At 44.4% G+C, this 25,475-nt stretch carries 21 protein-coding genes; 9 read left to right on the top strand and 12 right to left on the bottom strand.

Annotated elements, in window-relative coordinates:
* The 6 genes from KFE98_11375 to KFE98_11350 all read right to left on the bottom strand — a co-directional run bounded on the left by KFE98_11375 (position 1) and on the right by KFE98_11350 (position 5,422).
* Entirely contained in the window at positions 1 to 612 is a 612-nt protein-coding gene (locus tag KFE98_11375; protein UTW60652.1) for a class I SAM-dependent methyltransferase, read from the bottom strand.
* Positions 613 to 687: 75 nt separating this feature from the next.
* Positions 688 to 1,713, bottom strand: coding sequence for a UDP-N-acetylglucosamine 4,6-dehydratase (inverting) (gene pseB, locus KFE98_11370; protein UTW60651.1), 1,026 nt, complete (start codon positions 1,711 to 1,713; stop codon positions 688 to 690).
* A gap of 47 nt (positions 1,714 to 1,760) precedes the next feature.
* Entirely contained in the window at positions 1,761 to 2,939 is a 1,179-nt protein-coding gene (locus KFE98_11365) for a glycosyltransferase (protein ID UTW60650.1), read from the bottom strand.
* A complete protein-coding gene (locus KFE98_11360) occupies positions 2,923 to 3,957 on the bottom strand; it encodes a glycosyltransferase (GenBank protein UTW60649.1) in 1,035 nt (344 codons plus the stop codon). Before KFE98_11360 ends, KFE98_11365 begins: the two co-directional genes overlap by 17 nt.
* Entirely contained in the window at positions 3,954 to 4,514 is a 561-nt protein-coding gene (locus tag KFE98_11355; GenBank protein ID UTW60648.1) for an acyltransferase, read from the bottom strand. Before KFE98_11355 ends, KFE98_11360 begins: the two co-directional genes overlap by 4 nt.
* Positions 4,511 to 5,422, bottom strand: coding sequence for a sulfotransferase (locus KFE98_11350; GenBank protein ID UTW60647.1), 912 nt, complete (start codon positions 5,420 to 5,422; stop codon positions 4,511 to 4,513). The genes KFE98_11355 and KFE98_11350 overlap by 4 nt, the downstream gene beginning before the upstream one ends.
* Positions 5,423 to 5,438: 16 nt before the next feature.
* On the opposite strand from KFE98_11350, the gene KFE98_11345 reads away from it, so the two are divergent.
* The 3 genes from KFE98_11345 to fahA all read left to right on the top strand — a co-directional run bounded on the left by KFE98_11345 (position 5,439) and on the right by fahA (position 9,002).
* Positions 5,439 to 6,278 (top strand): sulfotransferase, encoded by an 840-nt coding sequence (locus KFE98_11345; GenBank protein UTW60646.1) that lies wholly within the window; start codon positions 5,439 to 5,441, stop codon positions 6,276 to 6,278.
* A 64-nt stretch (positions 6,279 to 6,342) separates the two neighbouring features.
* Positions 6,343 to 7,635, top strand: a complete 1,293-nt coding sequence (locus tag KFE98_11340; protein UTW60645.1) for a serine hydroxymethyltransferase — start codon at positions 6,343 to 6,345, stop codon at positions 7,633 to 7,635.
* Positions 7,636 to 7,730: 95 nt separating this feature from the next.
* Positions 7,731 to 9,002, top strand: a complete 1,272-nt coding sequence (gene fahA / locus KFE98_11335; GenBank protein UTW60644.1) for a fumarylacetoacetase — start codon at positions 7,731 to 7,733, stop codon at positions 9,000 to 9,002.
* Between the two features lie 68 nt (positions 9,003 to 9,070).
* Here fahA and KFE98_11330 read toward each other — a convergent pair whose 3' ends face one another.
* From KFE98_11330 to KFE98_11315, 4 genes are all read right to left on the bottom strand, one after another.
* Positions 9,071 to 9,712 (bottom strand): hypothetical protein, encoded by a 642-nt coding sequence (locus tag KFE98_11330; GenBank protein ID UTW60643.1) that lies wholly within the window; start codon positions 9,710 to 9,712, stop codon positions 9,071 to 9,073.
* Between the two features lie 184 nt (positions 9,713 to 9,896).
* Positions 9,897 to 10,916: a hypothetical protein gene (locus KFE98_11325; GenBank protein UTW60642.1), complete on the bottom strand. Its 1,020-nt coding sequence runs from the start codon at positions 10,914 to 10,916 to the stop codon at positions 9,897 to 9,899.
* A 19-nt stretch (positions 10,917 to 10,935) separates the two neighbouring features.
* Positions 10,936 to 11,664: an SOS response-associated peptidase gene (locus KFE98_11320; protein ID UTW60641.1), complete on the bottom strand. Its 729-nt coding sequence runs from the start codon at positions 11,662 to 11,664 to the stop codon at positions 10,936 to 10,938.
* 160 nt (positions 11,665 to 11,824) lie between these two features.
* Entirely contained in the window at positions 11,825 to 14,092 is a 2,268-nt protein-coding gene (locus KFE98_11315; GenBank protein ID UTW60640.1) for an aconitate hydratase, read from the bottom strand.
* Positions 14,093 to 14,208: 116 nt separating this feature from the next.
* Here KFE98_11315 and KFE98_11310 point away from each other — a divergent pair, with 116 nt between their 5' ends.
* Entirely contained in the window at positions 14,209 to 15,441 is a 1,233-nt protein-coding gene (locus KFE98_11310; GenBank protein UTW60639.1) for an ABC transporter permease, read from the top strand.
* Positions 15,442 to 15,445: 4 nt separating this feature from the next.
* Here the strand turns inward: KFE98_11310 and KFE98_11305 are convergent, their stop codons facing one another.
* Both KFE98_11305 and dnaK read right to left on the bottom strand, forming a co-directional pair.
* Positions 15,446 to 16,459, bottom strand: coding sequence for a DUF4421 family protein (locus KFE98_11305; GenBank protein ID UTW60638.1), 1,014 nt, complete (start codon positions 16,457 to 16,459; stop codon positions 15,446 to 15,448).
* Positions 16,460 to 16,562: 103 nt separating this feature from the next.
* A complete protein-coding gene (gene dnaK / locus KFE98_11300) occupies positions 16,563 to 18,476 on the bottom strand; it encodes a molecular chaperone DnaK (protein ID UTW60637.1) in 1,914 nt (637 codons plus the stop codon).
* A gap of 242 nt (positions 18,477 to 18,718) precedes the next feature.
* On the opposite strand from dnaK, the gene KFE98_11295 reads away from it, so the two are divergent.
* From KFE98_11295 to KFE98_11275, 5 genes are all read left to right on the top strand, one after another.
* Positions 18,719 to 19,681 carry a DUF1295 domain-containing protein gene (locus tag KFE98_11295; protein UTW60636.1) on the top strand — a complete coding sequence of 321 codons (963 nt, stop codon included), beginning with the start codon at positions 18,719 to 18,721 and terminating at the stop codon, positions 19,679 to 19,681.
* A gap of 66 nt (positions 19,682 to 19,747) precedes the next feature.
* On the top strand, positions 19,748 to 21,946 hold the full coding sequence (locus KFE98_11290; protein UTW64694.1) for a bifunctional (p)ppGpp synthetase/guanosine-3',5'-bis(diphosphate) 3'-pyrophosphohydrolase: 2,199 nt from the start codon (positions 19,748 to 19,750) through the stop codon (positions 21,944 to 21,946).
* A 128-nt stretch (positions 21,947 to 22,074) separates the two neighbouring features.
* Positions 22,075 to 22,524, top strand: a complete 450-nt coding sequence (locus KFE98_11285) for a transcriptional repressor (protein ID UTW60635.1) — start codon at positions 22,075 to 22,077, stop codon at positions 22,522 to 22,524.
* 17 nt (positions 22,525 to 22,541) lie between these two features.
* Positions 22,542 to 23,831: an adenylosuccinate synthase gene (locus KFE98_11280; protein UTW60634.1), complete on the top strand. Its 1,290-nt coding sequence runs from the start codon at positions 22,542 to 22,544 to the stop codon at positions 23,829 to 23,831.
* Positions 23,824 to 25,440 (top strand): hypothetical protein, encoded by a 1,617-nt coding sequence (locus KFE98_11275; GenBank protein UTW60633.1) that lies wholly within the window; start codon positions 23,824 to 23,826, stop codon positions 25,438 to 25,440. Before KFE98_11280 ends, KFE98_11275 begins: the two co-directional genes overlap by 8 nt.
* Positions 25,441 to 25,475: the final 35 nt, after the last annotated feature.

The following is a 25,475-nucleotide window of genomic DNA, read 5'->3' as shown; positions in this document are numbered from 1 at the left end:
CTATCCAATTTTTTTGATTCTGAATTGATTCTCTTTTATTTCCTGAAGCTCAAGAAGCTCTCCCTTCTCTTCTACAAATTCGTTCACGGCCCTTCGAACTCCATCCGACCACCAGTTTCCATCCTGGTAATCATCCCCGGTGATCCAACCACCCACTTTAACCTTAGCGTAGAAATGATCTAAATCTCGTTTAACAAATTCATAGGAATGATCACCGTCGATGTAAACCCAGTCCAGGGATTCATTTTCAAACTTTTCCAGCGCTTTGTCCGAGGTCATTCGAAGCATTTCCACCTGCCCTTTGGTAATGGGCCCGGCAAATCGAGCTGCTACAAAATCGTAAATCTCATCCATGTTGGATTGAGATCCAATGGGCTTGCCATACCAGGCGTTTTCATAGCTCTCTATGTATTGGTATGGATCGATTAAAAACAATTTAGAGGGCTCAACAATGGTCAGCATTCGATCGGCAAAAGCTCCTTTCCAGGTACCAATCTCGGCTCCAACAGATCCTTTGGGCAAGGCCTCCAAAAGAAAATCCTTTGGGCTTGTTGCTTGGCGACCAATCATCTTTTTGACAAGTTGCTTAATCCTGAATAAGTGAATATTCATAACCCAACTATTTGTTTGACCCCAATCCGAAACCGTCTTCCTCTATCACCAGATGGAAAGTGCTTTGAGGGTAGGCTAAGCGTTACTCTTGGTCAGTTCTCCAGGAGCCACGTAGGTGTCAATCATTTCACGCAATTGCTCCACGGTCAACCATTCATCATTGGTTCCGGAGTTGTAGGTAAATCCTTTTTCGACTTCCTTGTATTGAGTAGCTTCCTGATATTCCTTGATATCCCAATTGGTCAACGTAGGTAAAATCGCATAATACTTACCTAAGTCCACCGTGGTGTAGGAATCAGAAGGCGTGATCATTTCTTCATGAATTTTTTCACCCGGGCGAATTCCGACTACCGGATGTTCGCACTCAGGTCCGATGGCTTGGGCCAAATCGGTAATGCGGAAGGATGGAATTTTGGGAACAAATATTTCTCCACCCCAGGCTTCTTCGAGCGCATATAGAACCAATTCGGCACCCTCTTGCAAAGTGATATTGAATCGGGTCATTTCAGGATCTGTAATCGGCAAAACACCTTCCGCTCTTTTCTTCAAAAAGAATGGAATCACCGAACCTCTGGAACCCATTACATTTCCGTAGCGAACCACAGAAAAACGTAAATCTCTCCAACCTCGAATGTTATTGGCCGCCACAAACAACTTGTCAGAAGCCAGCTTGGTAGCTCCGTACAAATTGATCGGGGCTGCCGCTTTATCGGTAGACAAGGCTACAATGCGCTTCACATTGGTGCTCAAGGCTGCCTCAATAATATTTTCTGCTCCCAGTACATTGGTTTTTACAAACTCCATCGGATTGTATTCCGCTGCTGGAACTTGTTTCAATGCGGCCGCATGAATCACATAATCTACTCCCTGAAAGGCTCGAATCAATCGATCACGATCGCGAATATCTCCTAAGAAGTAGCGCATTTGCGGATACTTATCCATCGGGTAACGCTGCGCCATTTCAAATTGCTTCAGCTCATCTCTCGAAAAAATGATCAAACGCCCTAAGTCTGGATACCTTTCCAGCAACATATCAACCAAACACTTACCCAGGGAACCGGTACCACCGGTAATCAATATCGATTTGTCTTTCAGATCCATAAATTAATTCGAATTCAAGAGGTACAATATTAAGCGAACCGGTCCACTTATACCAGTAGCTTTCGGTATACTTCCGCATATTGGGATATTCCTGTTTCCAAGTCAAGTTTTTGGCAAGCCTGCTCCCATCCGGCCTCGGGATATTGGTAATCTTTCAAGCCGCCAACGACCTGATCCATAGCAGATTTACTAAAGTCATCAACCAGAATACCAATTTTATAATCCTGCACCCATTGGTCCATATCTCCTATGCCCGTATTGGTCACCACCGGAATACGAAGTCCGAGGTATTCGGCTAATTTGGTTGGGAAGGACGCTTTTTTGGAAAAGGTGGGGCGAATAAAATAGATTCCATATCGGCATTTATTCAGCCAATGAGGTACCTCACGATGTGGCACCTTACGAATATCGACGGATGACAATGGAATGGAATTTCGCGACAATTGTTCTTCAATAACTTCGGGATTCTCGGGCGTCAAAAAAAGCATTTTGGCGTTCGGATTCTGGCTTCGATAGCGGCTAAAGAATTGCACCATTTCCTCGAGCATGTACCAGGTCCCGATACTACCTACGTACCCCAAATCGTATTCTTTCGAGTCTCCTCTTTCCGCTGAAAAAAGATTCAAGTCAGCACAACAGGGTATGACGGTAATTTTTGTGGCCGGTACATTCCATTGATTAGCAATAATACTCTTGCCGGTTTCGGTCAATGAGATTAATGCATCACACTGCTCAAACCATTGACTCTCTTTTTTCTTAAAGTAGCGGTAGGCCCAAGAATAGAGCGGATTATTCGCGTTCCAAATTCCACCTTCAATGCGCTCATCGGCCCAAAAGCCACGCATATCAAAAACAAATTTCAAACCCAATTCGCGCTGAAGTTTATGCCCAACCCAAGCTGGAAAATAACTTCTACAATGAACGATTTCCAAGGCATTATCTGAAGCCACAGTCTTGGCCTTACGAAGCATTTTGTTCAACATGCTGTATTGCGACCAAATGGGAATGGATTTGTGGTACTCCATCCAATGCCAGTTCCAATCCTTAGCATCTCCAAAAAGCCTTTGAAAATCTTCAGGTGTCGGAGTCTTTTTTTCAAAGGAGATGATGTGAAACCTGTAGCCTTCCCGATACAACCCTTTCAGATAGGGCAAAACCTGTGATTGCCCCAATGGGTCCAACAACCCGTCGTAGGTGATGTAGAGGACGTTAATCAAGGGTTTCATAAAGGGTTTTAATTTGACTTCGAAAATACCCCGGACTCAATCGTTCGTATAAAGCTTGTGCTTTCTCCGGTTCGGGCATTTGAACGGGGTGTTTTATTCCTTCGGACAAACTTGATGGATTGTCCAAAGAAAGAAAAGTGGCCACCTCCCCAAAAATTTCTCGGTAGGTGGGAATATCTGCTAAATACAGGTTTAATCCCGAACAAAATGCCTCGGCAGCTGCAATTCCAAATCCTTCGTATTGTGACAAAGACACAAACACATCGTAGGGTTTCCAAAAGCTTGGAGTGACGGGTTGCCTTCCCAAAAGTTCAACGTTTTCAATTTTCTCCTCCCGAATCAGCGTTTTCAATTCAGATTCTTGAGGTCCTCCCCCAACTACGGTCAACTGATAACCCTCTGGAGCAAGGTCCTTAAACCGACGTACCAATTCCAATGTATTCTTCTGGGCTTTCAAACTTCCAACCGTCACCCAGTTTTTCCCCATGGGTTTAACCGTGCGATCGGTCTGAAAATATTCCTCGGAAACACAATTGGTAATGATCTCTGCTCGACGTGGCTTCCCAACCAAGGCTTGATAATCTTCGCGAATGCTCTGCGAAACAAAAACCTGGGAATGACGGCGTCTATACAGCAGTTTCTCCAGATGCCGATACATGGGTTTCTCCTGAAAAACACTTTTTGAAATCCGATTGTGCAGATGGCAAACGAGTTTCATAGAACCTAATCGAACTTGTGAGCACAATAACCCGGATAAAAACAAATGGGCATGAATGATATCAGCCTCCATGGCTCGAGCTGCATGACCAATTTTCCGAGGGGCTTTTAGCAGATCGGTGCGGTTTTCGCAACGGAGATTATGAATAACAAAATGAGAGAGTTCTTCCTCAAAATCATTTTCACCACTCAAAATCAAAATCTGATTGAACTTGGGATCCTGATGGCTTAGGAAGGTGGCTAAAAGAGTTTCTGCCCCTCCCCGTTCCAAGGTATCGATAACATGGAGCACTCGTTTCATGAAAGCTCCTTAACCTTTTGAGCAGGATTGCCAGCGTACACCGCTTTTTCAAGCAAGGATCGATTGACCACGGAGCCCGCTCCGACGACGGTTCCAGAAGCAATTTCTACTCCTTTCAAAACAACCACTTCAGCTCCTATCCACACGTTGGGTTTTATGAGGACCGGCGCCACATCAAATCCTTGTTCGGCAATGTTTTTTCCAACCTCTTCAAAACGGTGGTTTTGATCCCGAATAGTTACCCGTTCGGCAATCAAGGTATCTTTTTCAATGGTGATGGATTGCATGGCTTCGATGGTACAGTACGCTCCAACTTCACAATCCGTAAGTTCAAGCCTGCCTTCTCTTTTGGTTCGAATTTGACTGCCTTTTCCCAAGGTACTTTGACGAATAACCATCAGCGATCCCTTCACGCAAACCAGTTCCACTCCTGGGGCCAGATAACTCGAGCCATCAATGGAGAGTCCGGGATACTTGAGTCGGTAGTAGGTTTTCATGCAACCCGACCGAAACAGGTCCGCCTGATGCGACAAAAATCGAAGCAATAATCCGATCATGGTAGTTTCCAATGAGTCAGATTCCAGGACAATAATTCCTCCAATTGACTCACTTGTTTGTTATTGAATTCCCGCAGCATTTCCTGAGCTTCATCTTGCTCCGATTTGTCCACAGGTTTTTCATTCCATCCACGCAAAGTAGTATAAATTTTGGAACGCGTTTTATCACTCATCAATCGACGCGCCGATGCCGACAACCAAGCTGGAGGATGCCGATACAATCCGGCTAAACCAGCAAACCGATTGTCACTGGCTGGGTTATGAACCTCTGGTAGAATTTCCTGACTAAGGTCGTCCACTTCCAAAAATTCCAAGAGTTCCTTTAAACCGGCCGGAACGTCATCAAAAAATCGATCGAATTGGATGATGTGAATTTGCTCGGGTGGAAAATGCCTTTGGTATTCCTGAATCTGCTCGGCCAACGATGCCATTCTTCTATACAAAAGACGGCCTACCGGCTCCGGGTCATGAGGAAGGTAGTCCCAAGAAGCCCGCTCTGATTCCAAATTCAAGGCCTCTACCAAGGAAGCACTGGTCTCTACGGTATTGCTCCTATTCTGGTAAAATGCGGAAACAATCAAGGCCCATGGCTGACGGGTGGAAATAACTACTTTAGCATCCGGGTTGAATCGAGCTAAATTGGCCGGTGCTTCCTTTGACATCAAGTAAAGCGGAGTTCCTTCTCCACGAACTGGAAAGGACGCTGACTTTTCAAACAGTTGAAAATACTCTTGCTCAGACATACGGTTTTTCCGGAGCAGATCGGTATTAAAAAAATTGGGTTCCTTGGGCTCCGTGATAAAAACCTGAGGATGTTGTCGAAGGTAATTACACAAGGAGGTTGTTCCGCATTTGGGAGCACCAACGATAAAAAGATTGGGGAGAGTCAACCGGGTAATTTTTTTCAAAAATAGGCATACAAGCATGCAAATACCCACTTCAAAAAAGAAGTTTGTTTTGTACTCAGAGCCCCGAACGGGTTCTTCTTTCTTGTCGTTGTGGTTGAACAATCACCCTGAAATTCGATCGCATGCCGAGGTATTTCTTCGGGCCCAACCGGGTCAGGATAAGTTTGAATTTTATTGCCGGAATCATGCCCTTAGAAAAGTTCTGTATCGGGTATTCCTAAATCGTTTTACGGTGGACATGAATCCTGGCCTACAGAAGAATCTAATCCGTGGCTACCTAGATAAAATGTTCAATGATCCCACGTTTTCTTACCCTTATAAAGAGGGAGAGGACAAAACTCATTATTACCCCAATCCTCGCTTCGTCACGGAAAAGTGGGTTGGCTTTAAACTGATGCGGGTCCAAATGGAATTTTACCCCGTTCTTCGGGATTGGCTTCAGCAGGACGATTTAAGCATCATTTACCTTCATCGGGAAAACCCACTCAAGCAATTGATTTCCTGGTACCAGTTGGAGCAATCAGGACAGGCTCATAGTACCGAGAAGTTTCAAGCTCCCAAGGTGACCGTGGATACCAACCAGCTGATCAAAGACTTGCACGCTCATCAGCAAAATCACCAGCGAAATCTACAGCTAATTCACCGGCAACCTCATTTGATATTGAGTTATGAAGAACTCACTGGAGACTCTCAAAAAACGGCTCAAAGAATGGGCGATTTCTTAGGAATTGACTTTTCTGAAACACCTCTTCCCTCGCTTCAAAAAGTGGGAAAAAAAGACTGGACGGATGCGGTGACCAATGCCGCTGAAATTAAGGATGCGTTAAGCCAGGTTGAATTCGCCAGGTATCTGTAACCTTAGCTGCTCTTTAACCCGAAAGAATCCAATATATTTGGAGGCTCAACGCAAAGCATCGAACATGAAAGATTCCGTGATATTTTCCCTGATCAAAGAAGAAAAAGAAAGGCAAAAAAGAGGCCTTGAATTGATCGCTTCAGAAAACTTCGTTTCCAAACAGGTAATGAAGGCTATGGGTTCAGTATGTACCAATAAATATGCTGAGGGTCTACCAGGCAAACGTTACTACGGTGGCTGTGAGGTAGTGGATCAGATTGAAGATGAAGCTCGGAACCGCTTAAAGAGTTTGTTCAATGCCGAATGGTGCAATGTTCAGCCTCACTCGGGTGCTCAAGCCAATGCCGCTGTGATGTTGGCATGCCTAAAAGCAGGCGATGCTATTCTCGGATTTGATCTGTCACACGGAGGTCACCTCACCCATGGTTCTCCCGTGAACTTTTCGGGTAAGTTGTACAAACCTCATTTCTATGGTGTAAATCGTGAAACCGGAATGATCGACATGGACTCGGTGGCCGAAAAAGCCAGAGAGGTTAAGCCCAAAATGATTATTGCTGGTGCTTCCGCTTATTCGCGCGATTGGGATTTCAAACGATTCCGTGAAATTGCGGATGAAGTTGGAGCTATTCTATTAGCCGATATTTCTCACCCTGCTGGACTCATTGCTCGTGGAATTCTCAACGATCCACTTCAGCACTGTCATGTGGTGACTACCACAACCCACAAAACCCTTCGTGGTCCACGTGGTGGCGTGATCATGGTTGGAAAAGACTTTGAAAATCCATGGGGCATCAAAACCCCAAAAGGAATCGTCCGTAAGTTCAGCTCCTTACTCGACTCTGGTGTATTCCCTGGAACGCAAGGTGGTCCGTTGGAGCACGTTATCGCGGCCAAAGCAGTTGCGTTCGGAGAAGCCCTGACCGATGACTACATGGACTACGTTATTCAGGTTTCTAAAAACGCCAAAGCCATGGCCAAATCCTTTACGGATAGAGGTTATCACATCATTTCAGGCGGAACGGACAACCACTGTATGTTGATTGACTTAAGAAACAAAGACATTTCAGGTAAAGGTGCTGAAGAAGCGCTGATCAAAGCAGACATCACGGTAAACAAAAACATGGTTCCATTTGATGATCGTTCACCGTTTGTTACTTCTGGAATTCGAGTTGGAACTCCTGCCCTCACCACTCGTGGATTGGTAGAAGTCGATATGGAGCGCATCGTAGACTACATGGACCGAGTGATCATGAACCCGGAAAGCGACGCCATTCACACCGAGATTCGGAACGATATCAACGACTGGATGGAAGGTTTCCCTTTGTACCAGAAAATTGCGGTTACTTCTGAAGTTTAAACTTCATTTCGATTTAATTTTGCCGACTAAATTTTATGGATTTAGCCCCTCGTTTTTAAGGGTAAATCCTGTTCATCATATATTAAAATAATACTATGCTCGTTTCCAACGATCCCCATAAAAAAAGCTGGGTTGAAGTAGCTCCCGGCTCCGATTTCCCTATTCAGAATTTACCCTTCGGAATTTTCAGCACCGACACCAGAAGTAAGCGTGTTGGCGTAGCCCTGGGTAACCAAATCATCGATTTGTGGGAATTGGCTCAAACCGGACTTTTGGATAACACTGGAGTGGCTCCGGATGCTTACCAAAATGACTTTTTGAATGCCTTCATGCAGCACGGAAAGGGAGGAACTCGTCAAGTACGTGAGCGCCTTTCTGAATTGTTTACGGAAGGTAATACCGAAATTCAAGATGCCGGAGCAGTAGATAAGGTTTTGGTAGCCATGGCTGATGCCGAAATGCACCTTCCAATTCGCGTAGGTGACTACACAGACTTCTACTCTTCAAGAGAGCATGCTACCAACGTAGGAACCATGTTCCGCGATCCCAAGAATGCCTTGATGCCAAACTGGCTTCACATTCCTGTAGGATACCACGGAAGAGCGTCCTCCATTATTCCTTCCGGGCAAGCTATTCACCGCCCTAAAGGACAGCAAAAACCAAACGACACTGATCCTCCCGTTTTCGGACCTTGTAAGCTTTTGGATTTCGAATTGGAAATGGCCTTCTTCACTTATGAGGGTAAGCCACTTGGAGACTCAATTTCAACAACAGAGGCGGAAGACTACATCTTTGGAATGTGCCTTTTGAATGACTGGAGTGCTCGTGATATTCAGAAGTGGGAATACGTTCCACTCGGACCATTCCTGGCTAAAAACTTTGCGTCTTCTATTTCTCCATGGATTGTTACGCTGGATGCTTTGGAGCCTTTCCGTTGTGATACCCCTGAGCAAGATCCTAAGCCTCTTCCCTACCTGGAGTATGAAGGACAGAAAAGCGTGGATATCAACCTGGAAGTACTTCTTCAACCTGAGAACGGCGAAGAAAAAAGAGTGGGTCTATCGAACTACAAGTACATGTACTGGAACATGAATCAGCAATTGGCCCACCATACCGTTAACGGATGCGACGTTAAGTGTGGAGACTTGATGGGTTCAGGAACCATTTCTGGCCCTACTCCTGAGTCTTATGGATCGATGTTGGAAATCACCTGGAAAGGAACTAAGCCAGTTACCATGCACGATGGTACTGAGCGAAAGTTCATCCAAGATAAGGACACCGTGATCATGAGAGGTTGGTGTGACAATGGAGAAGGAAATCGCATTGGCTTCGGCGAGGTGAGCACTTTGGTGCTTCCAGCTAAGTAAAAAACATAATTTTCCGACCGTTCCCTATTCAAATGGATAGGGAACAGTTGGAAATGAAAAAGGCAACCTTAAATTTTGCTATACCAATCCTGAGAAAGCGGTATATCATTGATCACACACTTAACCTGAAAGGTCTTCTTCCCTTCGAGTGTGATAAATAAATGAGCCCGTTTATCAATAATATCACCCGTCCCTTTAAGTACAATTTCCTGGTACATATCTTCCAGAATTACGATATCTCGGATTCTCAAATCAGCAAGGGTTAAAGCATATTTACTGGCCAGCCACCATTTTCTTTTTTTATCTATTTGGACCATACCCAAGGTAAGGCCTTCCCATTCAAACCGATACTTCGTATCCTTGTCCATGGCCACTATGTATACGGTTGGTTTGAGGGCAAATCGCATTTCCTTGGGCCATTCCCCGCCACCTTGAGAGATGGCCTTTTTATACCCGGTTTCCTCCTTAAACCATTTAACCACACCCTGAGATGACGTATCAGAGGTTGACCTGACCGTAAATCCAATTTGATCTACTGTCTTGTCAATATCATCAATGACCAATTTGTCCACAGCCGAATCAAAGGTCTTTCCCTGGCTATCAATCTCGTAATTGGAATTATCAATAAGACTATTAATATCGAATTCAACCACGGTTGAGGCATAGGTAAATCTCATATCCGAATTCGTACGGTATTTAATATCACTCATAGAAGTAAAATTTAAGAGTTGAAAAATGAATTAGTTATAGATCTGAGACTAAACCTATCGGATTTCAGCAGGAAGAAAAAAACAAAGTTCTGAGCCTTAACTATGTTGTAATGGACATCGACTATTTTGATTCGAAGCAAGATGCGATTCTGATGTTTCGATCTACTTGTTGAAGCTTCACCCCTTAACTTCCTTTTAATAGACGATAGGTAATGGTATCTGGTCTGAGCAGGCCAGCAGTACCATAAAGGTTGTTAATGATCAGTATTTGGTTTGGATCTTGTGCCACAACTTCCCAAACCTCGTCGCTTTTACCCATACGATCTGGGAAATAAATGAATCGTCCTGTCTGGCTGTAAATCCATTTACGCGAATGGAAATGACCAAACTTCCGAATTCGAATTGAGTCCTTGGAAATTTCGAGAGCAGACCGAATATCTGTAGAATCCTCCTCATTAGGTGGCGGTATTCTAACTCCGGTAAAATCAACTTCCTCCCAATTTCCATGAAGTGACTCGGGCATTGCTGCTAAATCTAATTCTTCCAAAAAGTAAACCTTATGATGGAATCCTCTTAACTCCTGCTTTATCCTACCATCCTCAGTCCAAGAGGAGACTAAAAAAGGGTTTGTATAATTTCCAGCTCTAAAAGTTGGTAGTCCATCCCGATCCACCAATTCCCACCATAATAATGAACCCATCCCTCTTTGTTTAGTAGGTTGAAATGCCAATCTATTGGAAATAAATTCAAGGGTATCAACAAATCCTTTGACTCCCTCGACCCTGAAACATTTGCCCATTAAATCAGACGTATCAATTGAGTGTAGCGGTCTTTCGATGCGAAGAAGTTTCTGAGTATCGGGATATTCGGTATTGGTTACCAATTGAAGTGTATCCTTGCCTAACCACGAAATTTTATACGTAAGGGAAGTATCCTCCCGTCCAAAAAGGACTGCTTGTGTGTCGGATAAGGAACAGTGCACCGGAAATCTCACAGCCCATTCTTCTGTAGAGTCATTCCAATCTCTAAAGTCCCAATGAATAAAACTATCGGAACGAATGACCAAGAGCCGGTTGTAGGACATCTGAGTTCGATCGGCTTCAGGTTCCATCGGAGCCCAATATCCTATCACAGGATTGGGTTCTGGAGTACAACTAACCAGGAGGATCAGAAAAATGATCGGTACTAAAATGGTGGTTTTCATGGTTTGAAAAAGATACAATTCAAAACAACAACTGCAACTCGGGATAAGAGAAGGGCTGTTGCACTTCGGAAACGTTGCTGTTCTCCGTGCGGCTGGTAATTCTTTTGGAGATGGTATGGGCATCCAAAGTATCCTCGGGCAAACCGATGGTAAGTTCTTTCAATAGGCTGGGTGGTGAATCCCCTATCCATTGTCTTTCCTGATCAGGAGAAAGCATGACGGGCATGCGTTTCTTGGTGTTATGAATCCGGGCCATAAAGGGATTTGCCTCGGTAGTAAGGATACTGTAGGTCGAGTGAATTTCGCCACTCTCCTGATCGGCCCATTCTTCCCAAATTCCAGCAAAAGAAAAAATGCTTTGATCCTTTAAATGAATGTAATGGGGGTACTTCTTTTTTTGAAACTCCATCCACTCATAAAATCCGGTAGCGGGCACCAAACAACGCTTGGATTTGATCGCTGATCGAAAGGATGGTTTTTCCCAAGCCGTTTCGCTTCGCGCATTCAAGGTTCGGGTTCGAATCAGTTTGGCATCATCAACGGATTTTGTCCAGGAGGGTATTAAACCCCATTGAAAAAACTGAAGTCGGTCGGGTTGCTCATTGGTCACTACCGGCATCACTGGAAAATCGAAACCAGCAACATGAAAAACAGGATCATCCCCAGCGGGGAGATCCTGTTCCAATATCACTTTGTAGCGCTCAGCTACTTCTTTTACTTTCTTACTTAATGCGTAGTGAAAACACATTTTGAATTTTCAATTTTCAGGTTCAATTTTCAATTTACAACTCATTCGGATTTGCAATCCGGATGGGCGAGCTGCGGATTTGAAATCCGCGACTATAACTTTCGGATTGCAAATCCAATAGAGTCAATTTTAAAGTTCTGCCTGAAAATTGAATATTGCTTTAGCTCGCTTGCTGCGCCTTGATCAAGTTCAATGCTGATCCAGCACGGAACCACTCAATTTGCTGAGCGTTGTAAGTATGATTCACGGTAATGGTATCTGAACTACCATCTTTGTGAGCCACCTCAATAGTCAACGGTTTTCCTGGAGCAAATTCATTCAAATCCAAGAAGTTGAAAGTATCGTCTTCCAATACTTTATCGTAATCCGCTTCATTGGCAAAGGTCAATCCGAGCATCCCTTGTTTCTTCAAGTTCGTTTCATGAATACGGGCAAAGGACTTAACGATTACAGCTCTCACTCCCAAGTGACGAGGTTCCATCGCGGCGTGCTCACGTGAAGAACCTTCTCCGTAGTTATGGTCTCCCACTACCACGGTTGGAACTCCTGCGGCTTTGTAAGCCCGAGCTACAGCAGGCACCTCACCTTTATCACCGGTCAATTGATTCACGACTTCGTTAGTTGCTCCACCAAAAGCGTTTACCGCACCAATCAAACAGTTATCAGAAATATTATCAAGGTGACCACGAAAACGCAACCATGGACCTGCCATCGAGATGTGGTCTGTGGTACATTTTCCATAAGCTTTGATCAAAAGTTTGGCACCCGAAATATTCTCTCCGTCCCAAGGTTGGAAAGGAGTCAACAATTGCAACCTTTGAGAATCTGGCTTTACCACCACTTCTACATTCGATCCGTCTTCAGCCGGAGCTTGGTATCCCGGATCTTCTACATCAAATCCTTTTTGCGGAAGTTCATCTCCTACCGGTGGATCCAATTTCACTTCTTCACCCTTGTCATTCACCAAGGTATCGGTAATTGGGTTAAAGGTCAAATCTCCGGCAATAGCAATCGCAGCTACCATTTCAGGCGAGGCTACAAATGCATGTGTATTGGGGTTACCATCCGCACGTTTGGAGAAATTCCGGTTAAACGAATGGATAATGGTATTTTTTTCACCTTTCTCAGCTCCTGTACGAGCCCACTGACCGATACATGGTCCACAAGCATTGGTAAAAATCGTGGCCTGAAGATCTTCAAAAGTCTTTAGCAGTCCATCTCTTTCAGCCGTGAAGCGTACCTGCTCAGATCCCGGATTAATTCCGAATTCGGCTTTTGTAGCCAATCCTTTTTCAACCGCCTGTTTAGCGATGGAAGCAGCTCTCGACAAATCTTCATACGAAGAGTTGGTACAAGAACCAATCAAGCCCCACTCCACTTTCAAAGGCCAACCTTCGTTAGTTGCCTTGTCTTTCATCTCAGCAACAGGAGTTGCCAAATCTGGAGTAAAGGGTCCATTCAAATGCGGAGAGAGTTCGTCCAGGTTAATTTCAATAACCTGATCAAAGTATTTTTCGGGATCCGCATAAACCTCTGGGTCGGCAGTTAAGTGTTCTTTGACCCCGTTAGCCAAATCAGCTACTTCAGCACGACCAGTAGCACGTAGATAACGCTCCATGCTCTCATCATATCCAAAGGTCGAAGTGGTTGCACCGATTTCAGCTCCCATGTTACAAATGGTTCCTTTACCGGTACAGGAAATGGATTCAGCACCCTCCCCAAAATATTCTACGATACAACCGGTTCCACCTTTAACAGTAAGGATTCCGGCTACCTTCAAGATTACGTCCTTTGGCGCAGTCCATCCGTTCATTTTACCGGTCAACTTTACACCAATTAATTTAGGGAATTTCAATTCCCAAGGCATATCGGCCATGACGTCAACAGCGTCAGCACCACCAACTCCGATGGCTACCATCCCCAATCCACCGGCATTTACGGTATGGGAGTCAGTACCGATCATCATTCCACCTGGGAAAGCATAGTTTTCTAAAACCACCTGGTGAATAATACCCGCACCTGGCTTCCAGAATCCAATTCCATACTTGTTTGACACCGATTGTAGAAAATTGAAAACCTCGTTGTTCTTGTTAATCGACTCTTGCAAGTCTTTAGAAGCTCCTAAACGAGCCTGGATTAGGTGGTCGGCATGCACCGTTGAAGGCACAGCGACTTTTTTCTTTCCAGCCTGCATGAACTGAAGCAAGGCCATTTGTGCCGTTGCATCCTGCATAGCCACCCGATCGGGAGCAAAATCCACATAATCCTTTCCCCGTTCATAACTGGAGGTAGCATTACCATCCCAGAGGTGGGTATAGAGAATTTTTTCGGATAGAGTCAGGGGTTTGTTAACTTGATTACGTGCTGCCGCGATTCGCTCAGGGTACCGCTCATACAGCTTTCGGATCATTTCAAGATCGAATACCATATTTTTGAAAATCTAAATGTTCTATTTGCAATTAAGGGGGTAGCGAATTTAATAAATTCAACGCTCTTTTTATCCAAAAGCCCAAGTGCAACAGGCAATTATTAGCAAATCTTAAAGTGAAAAAAGAAATCCTTCGAGAAAATATTGGCATTGCCTGGGTGGCCATCCGAAGCCAATGGGTAAGGACCATTATTACGGCTGGAATCATCACGATTGGAATTACGGCAATGGTTGGCATACTAACGGCCATCGATTCCATCAAGGCTTCCATCAGTACAGAATTTACGAGCATGGGAGCCAATACGTTTATGATTGGTCAGTTGAGAAGCCGGGTCAGGCAACACAACAAGGAACGTAAATACGGTCCACTCAAATATGATGAAGTACAGGCCTTCAAGGAAGATTTCCATTTCCCGTCCCAAATATCGGTTTCTACCCGATCGAGTATCAATTCTACGGTAAAGTATCGCAGCAAAAAGACCAATCCTAATGTGGCTGTTTTTGGTTGTGATGAAAACTATTTATCTACCTCAGGCTACCGGATTGATCGGGGACGAAATTTCAACGAAAACGACATCCAAAATAACCTCCGGGTCGCCCTGATTGGAAAGGAAGTGGCTGAACGGCTTTTTGATGTGGAAGACCCTTTGAATCAATACATTAATTTGGAAGGCATTCGCTATAAAGTGATTGCTGTTCTCAAGGAAAAAGGCTCAAGCTCGGGTTTTGGTGGCGACCGTACTATACTCATACCACTGGACGTGGCGCGTCAGCAATTTCGAATGACGGTAGAACAATTTACGGTCAATGTATTGGTCTTTGGCCCGCAATACCTCGACCTGGCCATCGAGGAAGCCCGAGGAACCTTTCGACGCATCCGTAAATTACCCTTGGGTAAAGAAGATGATTTCGAGGTGCGACGTAGTGACAACCTCGCCACCAAATTGATTAGCAACCTCGAATTTGTAAGTGTGGTCTCCTGGTTCATTGCCCTTATTACTTTACTCGGAGCGGCGATTGGCCTGATGAACATTATGTTGGTTTCTGTTACGGAAAGAACCCGGGAAATTGGAGTCAGAAAAGCGCTGGGCGCCGCCTCTGGAATTATTCGTATGCAGTTTTTACTGGAGGCCACTATCATCAGTCAATTGGGTGGATTGTTTGGCATCGTTCTCGGCATTCTAATTGGAAACATTGTAGCCTTGTTTACCGGTGAGCCCTTTATCATCCCCTGGCTTTGGATGGCACTGGGAGTTTTAGTCTGTTTACTGGTAGGAGTAGCCTCAGGATATTACCCCGCACGAAAAGCCTCACGTCTGGACCCCATCGAATCGCTGCGCTACGAATAAGATTTTAAAGAAATCTGTACCCCACATACAAGCGGAATGCTCCGGAGGCGAAAGAAAAACTACTCTCGTTTTGGTTGTAGTTAAAGGATAGGAAGTCGTTGAAGTAGGATATTCCAGAGAAAAAGCGCTCCGAATTATAACCCATCCCGATTCGGGTATTAAACCGAAATGCGAGCTTGGTGGAATTCGCAAATTCTTCTCCTTCAGCATCAATTTCCCTCAGTCTTAATGTCGACAATCCCGGAGCCATAGCCAGGGACACAAAAAACTTCCGCTGAATAATGAAATTGTAGGCATATCCCCCAAAACCACCGAGGGTAAGAATGTTGGCCCGCATAAAGAAATCCTCTGGGACCAGACTATCGACGAGCTCTGTTGGTGCAATAGCAGAATCTCCGGCAATGGAATAAAAAGAAAAGGCAGTACCAGCATAAAATGATCCCGAACTTTTGGTTTGCCATTCGTTGTTTACGAAGGAATTCCGAAAGGAGAATTTTTGATGGTTGAACACGTAAAACATGTTCGCACCCAAATTGGCTGTCCGAATATCGAATCGAGTGGGCACTCCAGAGTCGGATACCCAGTTCTCATCTAAGTTCTGGGGATTGTCAATGTAGAATCCCTTGTAGTATTGAAAACGTAAGTCAAACCCAAATTTGCGGGTATAGATATTTCCTTGGAGGTCCAGACGTTGGGTTCTACCGTGGGTACTAAAATCCCTTCTTCCTAAAGGAATAAAAGCCATGGAAAATCCGAGCCATTTGTAGTTAAAGCCAAATCCAATACTGGAGCCATCGTTGGGCTTGTATTCTGTTTGAAAGCCGTTACCGTCATTGTCGTTATGACTGACCGTAAACGTGTTCGATTTATCTACCAGATAAGTCTTAAGTGTAAGTTTTTGGGTAAGGTCGGTAATGTAGGAGGTATCAAACTGCATTTTCTGCAAAGTGCTGTCCCTCTTCTTACCGTGAAGGTTAAATGCTACGAGCAGCAACAATATGAATATCCAGTTTTTCAAACCTTTAGAAGAACGGCAAAAGTAATACCATAGTCTATTAAAATAACAACGCCGGAAAGAAAGCTCTCCGGCGTTGCCATTCAACTATATGTAATGGGTGAAATTATTTCACCTCTTCGAAGTCCACATCGGTCACTTCGTCATCGGCTCCAGAAGCCTTAGCTCCGGCACCTTGAGGTTCACCTTGTGGAGCGCCTTCCTGAGCACCGCCAGCTTCTTGCTGAGCTGCATACATCTCTTGAGATGCAGCTTGGAAAGCTGTGTTCAACGTTTCCATGGCCGTGTCAATACGTGCATAGTCTTTTGCTCCGTGAGCTTCTTTAAGCTCCTTCAAAGCATCTTCGATAGGCTGCTTCTTATCTGCAGAAATCTTATCTCCGAATTCTTTCAGATTCTTTTCTGTTTGGAAAACCAAGTTATCAGCAGCATTCAGCTTGTCTGCATTTTCGCGAACTTTTTTGTCCTCTTCTGCATTCGCTTCAGCCTCTTTCTTCATTTTATCGATTTCGCTATCAGAAAGTCCGGTAGAAGCTTCGATACGGATAGACTGCTCTTTTCCAGAAGCTTTATCCTTAGCCGATACATTCAAAATACCGTTTGCATCGATATCGAAGGTTACTTCAATTTGAGGAACCCCACGTGGAGCTGGTGGAATACCATCCAACTTGAATCGGCCAACGGTTCTGTTGTCCTTCGCCATTGGACGCTCACCTTGCAATACGTGAATCTCTACTTCCGGCTGATTGTCAGCAGCGGTAGAGAAAGTTTCTGATTTTTTAGTCGGGATAGTAGTATTCGCATCAATCAAACGAGTGAATACACCACCCAAAGTTTCAATACCCAAGGAAAGTGGAGTTACGTCCAAAAGAAGTACGTCTTTTACTTCTCCGGTCAATACACCACCCTGGATGGCAGCACCAAGGGCTACAACCTCATCTGGGTTAACGCCTTTACCAGGCTCTTTGCCGAAGTAGCTCTTTACTGCTTCTTGAATGGCCGGGATACGTGTAGATCCACCAACCAAAATTACTTCGTCAATATCTGAAGGAGTCATGTCTGCGTTTTTCAAAGCAGATACACATGGCTCGATGGTTCTTTTGATCAAGCTATCAGCCAATTGTTCAAATTTGGCACGAGTCAATGTTCTTACCAAGTGCTTAGGTACACCATCAACTGGCATGATGTAAGGCAAGTTAATTTCAGAACTGGTTGTGCTTGACAACTCAATCTTGGCTTTCTCAGCAGCTTCTTTCAAACGCTGAAGAGCCATTGGGTCTTTTCTTAGATCGATGTTTTCGTCAGCAATAAATTCTTCTGCCAACCAGTCAATGATCACTTTATCGAAGTCATCTCCACCCAGGTGAGTATCACCGTCAGTTGATTTCACTTCAAACACACCGTCACCCAATTCGAGAACGGAAACGTCGTGAGTACCACCACCACAGTCAAAAACAACGATTTTTACTTCTTCGTTTTTCTTGTCCATTCCGTAGGCCAGAGAGGCAGCGGTAGGCTCATTGATAATACGCTTTACAGTAAGTCCGGCGATTTCACCAGCTTCTTTGGTAGCTTGACGCTGAGAGTCATTAAAGTAAGCAGGAACAGTAATTACTGCTTCAGTTACTTCTTGTCCCAGGTAGTCTTCCGCTGTTTTTTTCATTTTCTGAAGAACCATGGCCGAAATCTCCTGTGGAGTGAACAAACGGTCATCGATCTTTACCTTAGGTAGGTTGTCAGCGTTTTCTACTTTGTAGGAAACACGTTGAATTTCATTAGCAACTTCATTGAAGGTATGCCCCATAAATCTCTTGATCGAGTAAATGGTCTTTTCCGGATTCGTAATTGCTTGTCTCTTGGCAGGATCTCCGACTTTTCTCTCTCCGCCCTGAATAAAAGCGACAATCGAAGGGGTTGTTCTTTTACCTTCATTGTTTGGAATTACTACCGGCTCATTACCCTCCATGACGGAAACGCATGAATTCGTGGTGCCTAAATCTATTCCAATAATCTTGCTCATATCTGAAATGTTAATTTACTTTTTTCGAATTTGAAAACCCTAAGTCAAATCGTGTGCCACGAGCCAAGCAAGTCATGACAGGAAACGTATTGTCAGACTTAGCGGCAAAACGAGTCCAATTCTGACAGTTTTTGTGACAAAAAGACAGAACGAATTTTCAATTTTTAGGGTCAATTGTCAATTTTCAGGGTTTGATAATTGACCATTAAACCTTAAAATTGAACTTTGACATATCGCGTATCATGCTAAAAACCATTCTATTTCTTATTCTCACCTTGATCATCCTACCGGTGGTGGCCTTCTACTATGACACACCTCTTAGCCCGGAAATTTTAAATGCTCTTTACTTTGCTGCCAAGGTAATGTTGGGCGTGGCACTCACTTGTTTTCTTCTGGGTGAAATCACTGGCAACACCAGTCAGGTGGATAAGATCTGGAGCATTATTCCGGCCGTGTACCTCTGGATATTTGCCTGGAAAAGTGAATGGAATCCCAGAATCATTCTTATGGCGGTGGTCATTACCATTTGGGCCATTCGGCTTACCTATAACTTTGCTCGTCGTGGGGGCTATCATTGGATTCCCTGGAAGGGCGAAGAGGATTACCGATGGGCGGTTCTTCGTCAAAAGCCCGGATTTAACAACCGATTCATTTGGGCGATTTTCAATCTGTTTTTCATTTCCCTCTACCAAAATTCCTTGCTCCTACTCATCACCCTTCCGGCTCTGGTGGCCTGGCAAGGAGCAGATACCGCATTAGGTGCCGGGGATTTTATCCTCGCCGGATTAATTCTAACCGCCGTTACGATTGAATTCATCGCAGACCAACAGCAGTACGACTTTCAAACAGAAAAATTTGACCGTATCAATCAAAACCTTCCCCTTACCGGTGATTTAGAAGATGGTTTCTGCCAGCGTGGGCTCTGGAAATGGGTAAGGCATCCAAATTATACCGCCGAACAATCGGTGTGGTTTTTCCTGTATTTCTTCAGCGTAGTAGCCACGGGACGGTGGGTCAATTGGTCACTGGCAGGGGTTATACTTTTGATGCTTCTTTTTATGGGCAGTTCAGATATGAGCGAAAAAATCAGCTCGGGCAAGTACCCCAAGTATGCCGATTACATCAAAAGAGTTCCTCGATTTATTCCCCGATTTGGCGGACCTCCTGCACCAGGAAAAATTCCGGCCACCGAAAAAACTGCTTAAAACACCTTGATTCGGATTGCTTCAAACCACCGGGGCCGCTCCATTTTTTAACTTTGCATTATGGAAATGACCGAAGAATATTGGCAGGAATTGGAGCGAAAGGAAAAAACGGCCATACTCCGAGCCTATAGATCCCTCTTAAAACCTGGGAAGGTTCCCGTTTCGGAAGAAGATAGCGAGGAACTTCGCAAGGCATTTGATGTGGCCTTGGAAGCCCATTCGGGAGTTCGGAGAAAATCAGGTGAGCCCTACATCTACCACCCTTTGGAAGTGGCCAAAATTGTGAAAGAAGACATTGGTCTGGACACGACCGGAATTGTCTGCGCCTTACTTCATGATGTGGTAGAAGATTCTAACCTTACCGTTGGGGACATCCACCAACTATTCGGAAAAAAGGTCGCTTCCATTATTGATGGCCTTACCAAGATCTCAGAGATCTTTGATCAAAACACCAACCTCCAAGCTGAAAACTTCAAGAAGTTAATCCTTACCCTCTCTCAGGACGTTCGAGTTATTTTGATAAAACTCGCCGACCGCCTTCACAACATGCGTACCCTGGAGTCGATGCGGGAAGATAAACGGCGAAAAATTGCTTCAGAAACGATGTACCTCTATGCGCCTTTAGCACACCGCTTGGGCTTGTACAACATCAAGTCTGAAATGGAGGACTTGAGCCTGAAGTACATTGAGCCAGAAGCCTACGAAGAGATTAAATACAAGCTTCAAAAATCGAAGGCTGTTCGGACCCGTTTCCTGAATCAGTTCGTTCTTCCTATCGAAAGAGAGCTAACCCGGGCGGGATTGAAGTATAAGATTGTTGGCCGAACCAAATCCATCCATTCAATTTACCAGAAAATGAAACGTCAAAATGTTCCTTTCGAGGAGGTTTTTGACATTCTTGCCGTTCGCATTATTCTGGACTCTCCCCGGGAACAGGAAAAAGCCGATTGCTGGAAAACCTATTCGGTGGTAACGGACTTCTACAAGCCCAACCCAGATCGATTGAGAGACTGGATTTCCACACCCAAGGCTACCATGTATGAGTCCCTTCATATTACCGTAATGAGCCCGACTGGAAAATGGGTAGAAGTACAGATTCGGAGTGAGCGGATGGACGAAATTGCCGAAAACGGATACGCGGCTCACTGGAAATACAAGGGTGAAGAAGAGGAACATATCATTGATAAGTGGATCGGTCGGATTCGGGAATCTATTGAAAACACCGAATCGGATTCTGAAGACTTCCTAAATGAATTCCGCCTCCATCTGTTTGAAGACGAAATTTTGGTCTTTACCCCAAAAGGAGATGTTATTTCGTTACCCGCAAAATCGACCCCGGTTGACTTTGCCTTTGAGATTCATACCCAGGTAGGAAATACCTGTATTGGAGCTAAGGTGAATAACCGTTTGGTGCGATTGAGTAAACCGCTAAAGTCGGGAGATCAGGTGGAGATCATCACTTCTGAAAAAGGGCATCCGGAAGAAAACTGGCTCAAATTTGTGAGAACGGCCAAAGCCAAGTCTAAGGTAAAGGACTTCTTAAAAGCCGAAAAGAAAAAACTGGCAGGTGTTGGACGTTCCATTGTTCGACGAGAATTAAGAGAGCGAGGTATAAAAAACACCAACAACAACCTCTACAAGATTGCCTATTTCTACAACCTTCCCACCTTGGATGAATTGTTTTTTCAGGCCAAAGCGGGGAAGCTGAAGTGGAAGAACTTGGACAAGCTCAACATTGACAAAGGCCAGATCAAGGACAAATTCCGAAAGACCAAAAACACCATTATTACTAATGTGGGAGGTAAAGCGGAATACGAATCCAGCAACGACAAAGTGCAGAATGTGGAGTATAAACTGGCTCCCTGCTGCAACCCTATTCCTGGAGATAAAGTTTTTGGATTTATCGGCGAAACCGGACGAATTACTATTCACCGCACCAATTGTCCGAAGGCAGTGGAAATGCAGAGTCACAAGCATTACCGGGTAATTGAAGCCAAATGGACAAGCCAAAAGGATATAGCCTTTTTGGTGGGAATTAACATGACCGGTATAGACCGGGTGGGTATTGTACACTACATCACCAGCATTGTATCTCAAGACATGAATGTGAACATGCGTTCCATCAATTTTGAATCGGTGGATGGTGTGTTTACCGGGGAAATCAGAGCCTATGTAACGGACACAAATCACCTCAACGCTTTGATTAAGAAAATCGGGCGAGTGAAGGGCATTGAAACCGTTGTTCGGATCGACGCCTCCAATTAATGTTAAAAACTCGGTAAAGACCGGCCATAGCGCCCTATTGCCAAAACGAAAAAAGATTACTTTTACACTCTAATTTTTAGCACCTCTTTTTTAGCTATTTGAGGTGCCCAAGAAGGTTAATTGAGCACATGACGAAGGCCGAAACCATTGAAGAGGTAAAACGGATATTTGCTGCATTTCTCAAACAAAACGGTCACCGCAAAACCCCCGAACGATATGCTATTCTGGAAGAGATATATCAACTGGATGATCATTTCGACGTGGAAGCGTTGTACATTTTGATGAAGAATAAGAAGTACCGGGTAAGCCGGGCTACACTGTATAATACCATCGACTTACTACTGGCCTGTAACTTGATTCGCAAGCATCAGTTCGGTAAAAAAATCTCTCAGTACGAAAAATCTCATGGTTACCGTCAACACGACCACATTATCTGCACAGATTGTGGTAAGGTGATTGAATTCTGTGACCCGAGAATTGAGCAGATCAAATCGACGCTCGAAGAGCAATTAAATGTGAGAATTTTGCACCATTCGCTCAACTTCTATGGAATGTGCAACGATCAATGTAAAGATTAATTTCCCAAATGTTAGGTATGAACAACAAAGTAGACGTATTGCTTGGATTGCAATGGGGTGATGAAGGAAAAGGGAAGATTGTAGATGTATTGACCCCAAAGTATGACGTGATTGCACGTTTTCAAGGAGGGCCAAACGCCGGACATACACTCGAATTTGAAGGTATCAAACATGTATTGCACACCATTCCTTCTGGAATTTTTCACTCGGAAACGAGTAATATCATTGGTAACGGGGTAGTAATTGACCCGGTTATCCTTAAAAAGGAAATTGAAGCCCTTCGCCAATATCAGGTGGATGTGAACAAAAGCCTTTCGGTATCCCGCAAAGCTCATTTGATTCTACCTACGCACAAATTGCTAGATGCCGCCTCTGAAGCAGCCAAGGGAAAAGATAAAATTGGATCTACTCTTAAAGGAATTGGTCCTACCTATATGGACAAAACCGGAAGAAATGGCCTGCGTGTAGGTGACATTCAATCTCCGGAATTTGAAAAACGATACAACAAACTCAAAGGAAAACACTTGCAATTGTTGCAGAACTTCAACTTTGAGCTGGACAACCTGGAAGCTCTGGAAGCGGAATGGATGGAAAGTATCGACTTTTTACGCGAATTGGTTCTCATCGATAGCGAGCATCAAGTGAGCCGCGACATGAAGGCTGGCAAATCCATTTTGGCAGAAGGTGCTCAAGGTTCTCTTTTGGACATCGACTTCGGTTCATATCCTTTTGTGACTTCCTCGAATACCATTTGTGCAGGAGCTTGCACCGGATTGGGTGTTGCCCCAAATCGTATTGGAGAGGTTTTCGGAATTTTCAAGGCTTACTGTACCCGGGTGGGTAGCGGCCCCTTCCCTACCGAACTTTTTGATGAAGACGGTGAAGAACTGAGAAAAACCGGTCATGAATTTGGTGCAACTACAGGTCGTCCAAGACGCTGTGGTTGGTTGGATCTCCCTGCCCTGAAATACGCCATTATGTTGAACGGTGTAACGCAGCTGATTATGACCAAAGCAGATGTATTAAGTGGGTTCGAAACCATTAAGGTTTGTACACACTACATCTACCGCAACGAAAAGATTGATTACTTCCCTTACGATATTCAAGGTGAAGAAATTGAGCCGGTATACCTCGATTTACCAGGCTGGAAAAAGGATTTGACAGGATTATCTGAAGTAAGTGAATTGCCAGATAACCTGATGGCCTACATCGACTTTTTGGAAAAGGAATTGGAAGTTCCCATTACCATTGTTTCCGTAGGTCCAGACAGAAAACAAACCCTGATCCGGGAAACTGAGGGTGCCTAATCGTTCCTCATACTGGTCCTGGAAAGCCCTTGGACTTATTTTGGGGCTCGCCCTGGTTTTTGCCTTTATTCCCGACGGTCATTCGGTTAAATCCAAACCGAAAAAGAAAAGGAAAGAGGGACGTAAAGTACAGATTGTTCATGCCGACAATTTGATCTACAACGAGGAAGGTGGTGTTCGGGCCAAACAATTGGTCGGAAACGTGCAGGTAAAACACGGAACCACTTTAATGTCGTGCGATTCTGCCCTGATTTACAACAAGCCCAACTTAATGAAGGCCTATGGACACGTGGTGATCGAAGAGCCGGATAGTGTCAAGATGTATGGTGATTCTCTGAAATACTACGGAGATCGCAAAATGGCAGAGGTTCGTGGGGATGTGAAGTTGATTCAAGGCGACATGGTCCTGACCACAAATTTCCTGAATTATAACCGTGCGAGTCAAATTGGCCATTATTTCAATGGGGGTCAAATTGTAATGAATGAGGGTAAGGATACCCTAACCAGTGAAAAGGGATACTTCTACCAAAAAACGGATGAGGCTCACTTCAAGTCATCGGTAAGAATGATTTCGAAGGATTACGAAATCATTACCGACACCATGCAATATGACATGGGCGAGGAGATTTCCCGGTTCTTTGGACCTACGACCATTACTAGCGAAGACAACCGCATTTATACAGAACGTGGCTTTTCAAATAACAAAACGGGCGTATCGGTTTTCACGAAGAACTCTCAAATCTATACCTCCGAACAAGAGTTGAGTGGTGATAGTATCATCTACGATCAGAAAAACGACATCGGTGAAGTATTTGGAAATGTAATGATGCTGGACACGGTGAATGATCTCATGGTGGAGGGTCAGTACGCTTTACACAATCAAAAAGACAGTACGTCCTTGGTGCTGGGCGATCCACTAATGACCCAGTTTTTTGAGAAGGACAGCTTGTTTCTTCATGCCGATACGCTTTTCTCTACCTACGATTCTACTCGAGAATTCCGCTTAATGCACGCCTATCCCCAGGCCCAATTCTATAAATCGGACATGCAGGGAAAATGCGATTCGTTGGTATTTTCCGACATCGATTCAAGTATTCATTTGTACTACGATCCCATTATTTGGTCTGAAGAGAATCAAATTACAGCCGAATTCATTCAGATTTTCCGGGCCAATGGTAAGATCGATCGAATGGCCATCAATGAGCAGGCATTTATCATTTCCCGGGAAGATTCTTCCCTAATGTACCCCAAGTTCAATCAGATCAAAGGGGACAGTATGATGGGATTTATGATAGACAATGAATTGCGCAAGGTTGAAGTGTACCACAAAGGAAAGACCATTTACTTTGCCAAAGACGAAAAAGAAGCCTACATCGGTATGAACCGGGCCGAGGCCGAATACCTGACTATTTATCTGGACAGTAGCCAGGTAAGTAGCATTTTGTTTAGGGAAAATCCGAAAGCAACACTCTATCCCTTAAAGGATGTAACGCCAAGGATGCAGTACTTAAAGGATTTTAAATGGAGAGGGAAGGAAAGGCCGTTGAGAAGAGAAGATGTATACAATTGGAAGGAGGAGGAAGAGATCAAGGAAGGAGATAAACCCTGATCTCTACTCCTCTATCCTACCAATTTAGCATCGGG

The organism is bacterium SCSIO 12741 (genome assembly GCA_024398055.1).
In the GTDB taxonomy this organism is placed as follows: Bacteria; Bacteroidota; Bacteroidia; order Flavobacteriales_G; family Salibacteraceae; genus SCSIO-12741.
Note: the sequence above shows the minus strand (reverse complement) of the source record. Positions and strands in the feature narration are given on the sequence as shown.

What these genes read in the sequence shown, in the direction of transcription:
- KFE98_11375 (UTW60652.1), bottom strand. Translation starts at nt 612, where the DNA reads ATGAATATTCACTTATTCAGGATTAAGCAACTTGTCAAAAAGATGATT.
- pseB (UTW60651.1), bottom strand. Translation starts at nt 1,713, where the DNA reads ATGGATCTGAAAGACAAATCGATATTGATTACCGGTGGTACCGGTTCC.
- KFE98_11365 (UTW60650.1), bottom strand. Translation starts at nt 2,939, where the DNA reads ATGAAACCCTTGATTAACGTCCTCTACATCACCTACGACGGGTTGTTG.
- KFE98_11360 (UTW60649.1), bottom strand. Translation starts at nt 3,957, where the DNA reads ATGAAACGAGTGCTCCATGTTATCGATACCTTGGAACGGGGAGGGGCA.
- KFE98_11355 (UTW60648.1), bottom strand. Translation starts at nt 4,514, where the DNA reads ATGATCGGATTATTGCTTCGATTTTTGTCGCATCAGGCGGACCTGTTT.
- KFE98_11345 (UTW60646.1), top strand. Translation starts at nt 5,439, where the DNA reads ATGCAAATACCCACTTCAAAAAAGAAGTTTGTTTTGTACTCAGAGCCC.
- KFE98_11340 (UTW60645.1), top strand. Translation starts at nt 6,343, where the DNA reads ATGAAAGATTCCGTGATATTTTCCCTGATCAAAGAAGAAAAAGAAAGG.
- fahA (UTW60644.1), top strand. Translation starts at nt 7,731, where the DNA reads ATGCTCGTTTCCAACGATCCCCATAAAAAAAGCTGGGTTGAAGTAGCT.
- KFE98_11330 (UTW60643.1), bottom strand. Translation starts at nt 9,712, where the DNA reads ATGAGTGATATTAAATACCGTACGAATTCGGATATGAGATTTACCTAT.
- KFE98_11325 (UTW60642.1), bottom strand. Translation starts at nt 10,916, where the DNA reads ATGAAAACCACCATTTTAGTACCGATCATTTTTCTGATCCTCCTGGTT.
- KFE98_11320 (UTW60641.1), bottom strand. Translation starts at nt 11,664, where the DNA reads ATGTGTTTTCACTACGCATTAAGTAAGAAAGTAAAAGAAGTAGCTGAG.
- KFE98_11315 (UTW60640.1), bottom strand. Translation starts at nt 14,092, where the DNA reads ATGGTATTCGATCTTGAAATGATCCGAAAGCTGTATGAGCGGTACCCT.
- dnaK (UTW60637.1), bottom strand. Translation starts at nt 18,476, where the DNA reads ATGAGCAAGATTATTGGAATAGATTTAGGCACCACGAATTCATGCGTT.
- KFE98_11295 (UTW60636.1), top strand. Translation starts at nt 18,719, where the DNA reads ATGCTAAAAACCATTCTATTTCTTATTCTCACCTTGATCATCCTACCG.
- KFE98_11290 (UTW64694.1), top strand. Translation starts at nt 19,748, where the DNA reads ATGACCGAAGAATATTGGCAGGAATTGGAGCGAAAGGAAAAAACGGCC.
- KFE98_11285 (UTW60635.1), top strand. Translation starts at nt 22,075, where the DNA reads ATGACGAAGGCCGAAACCATTGAAGAGGTAAAACGGATATTTGCTGCA.
- KFE98_11280 (UTW60634.1), top strand. Translation starts at nt 22,542, where the DNA reads ATGAACAACAAAGTAGACGTATTGCTTGGATTGCAATGGGGTGATGAA.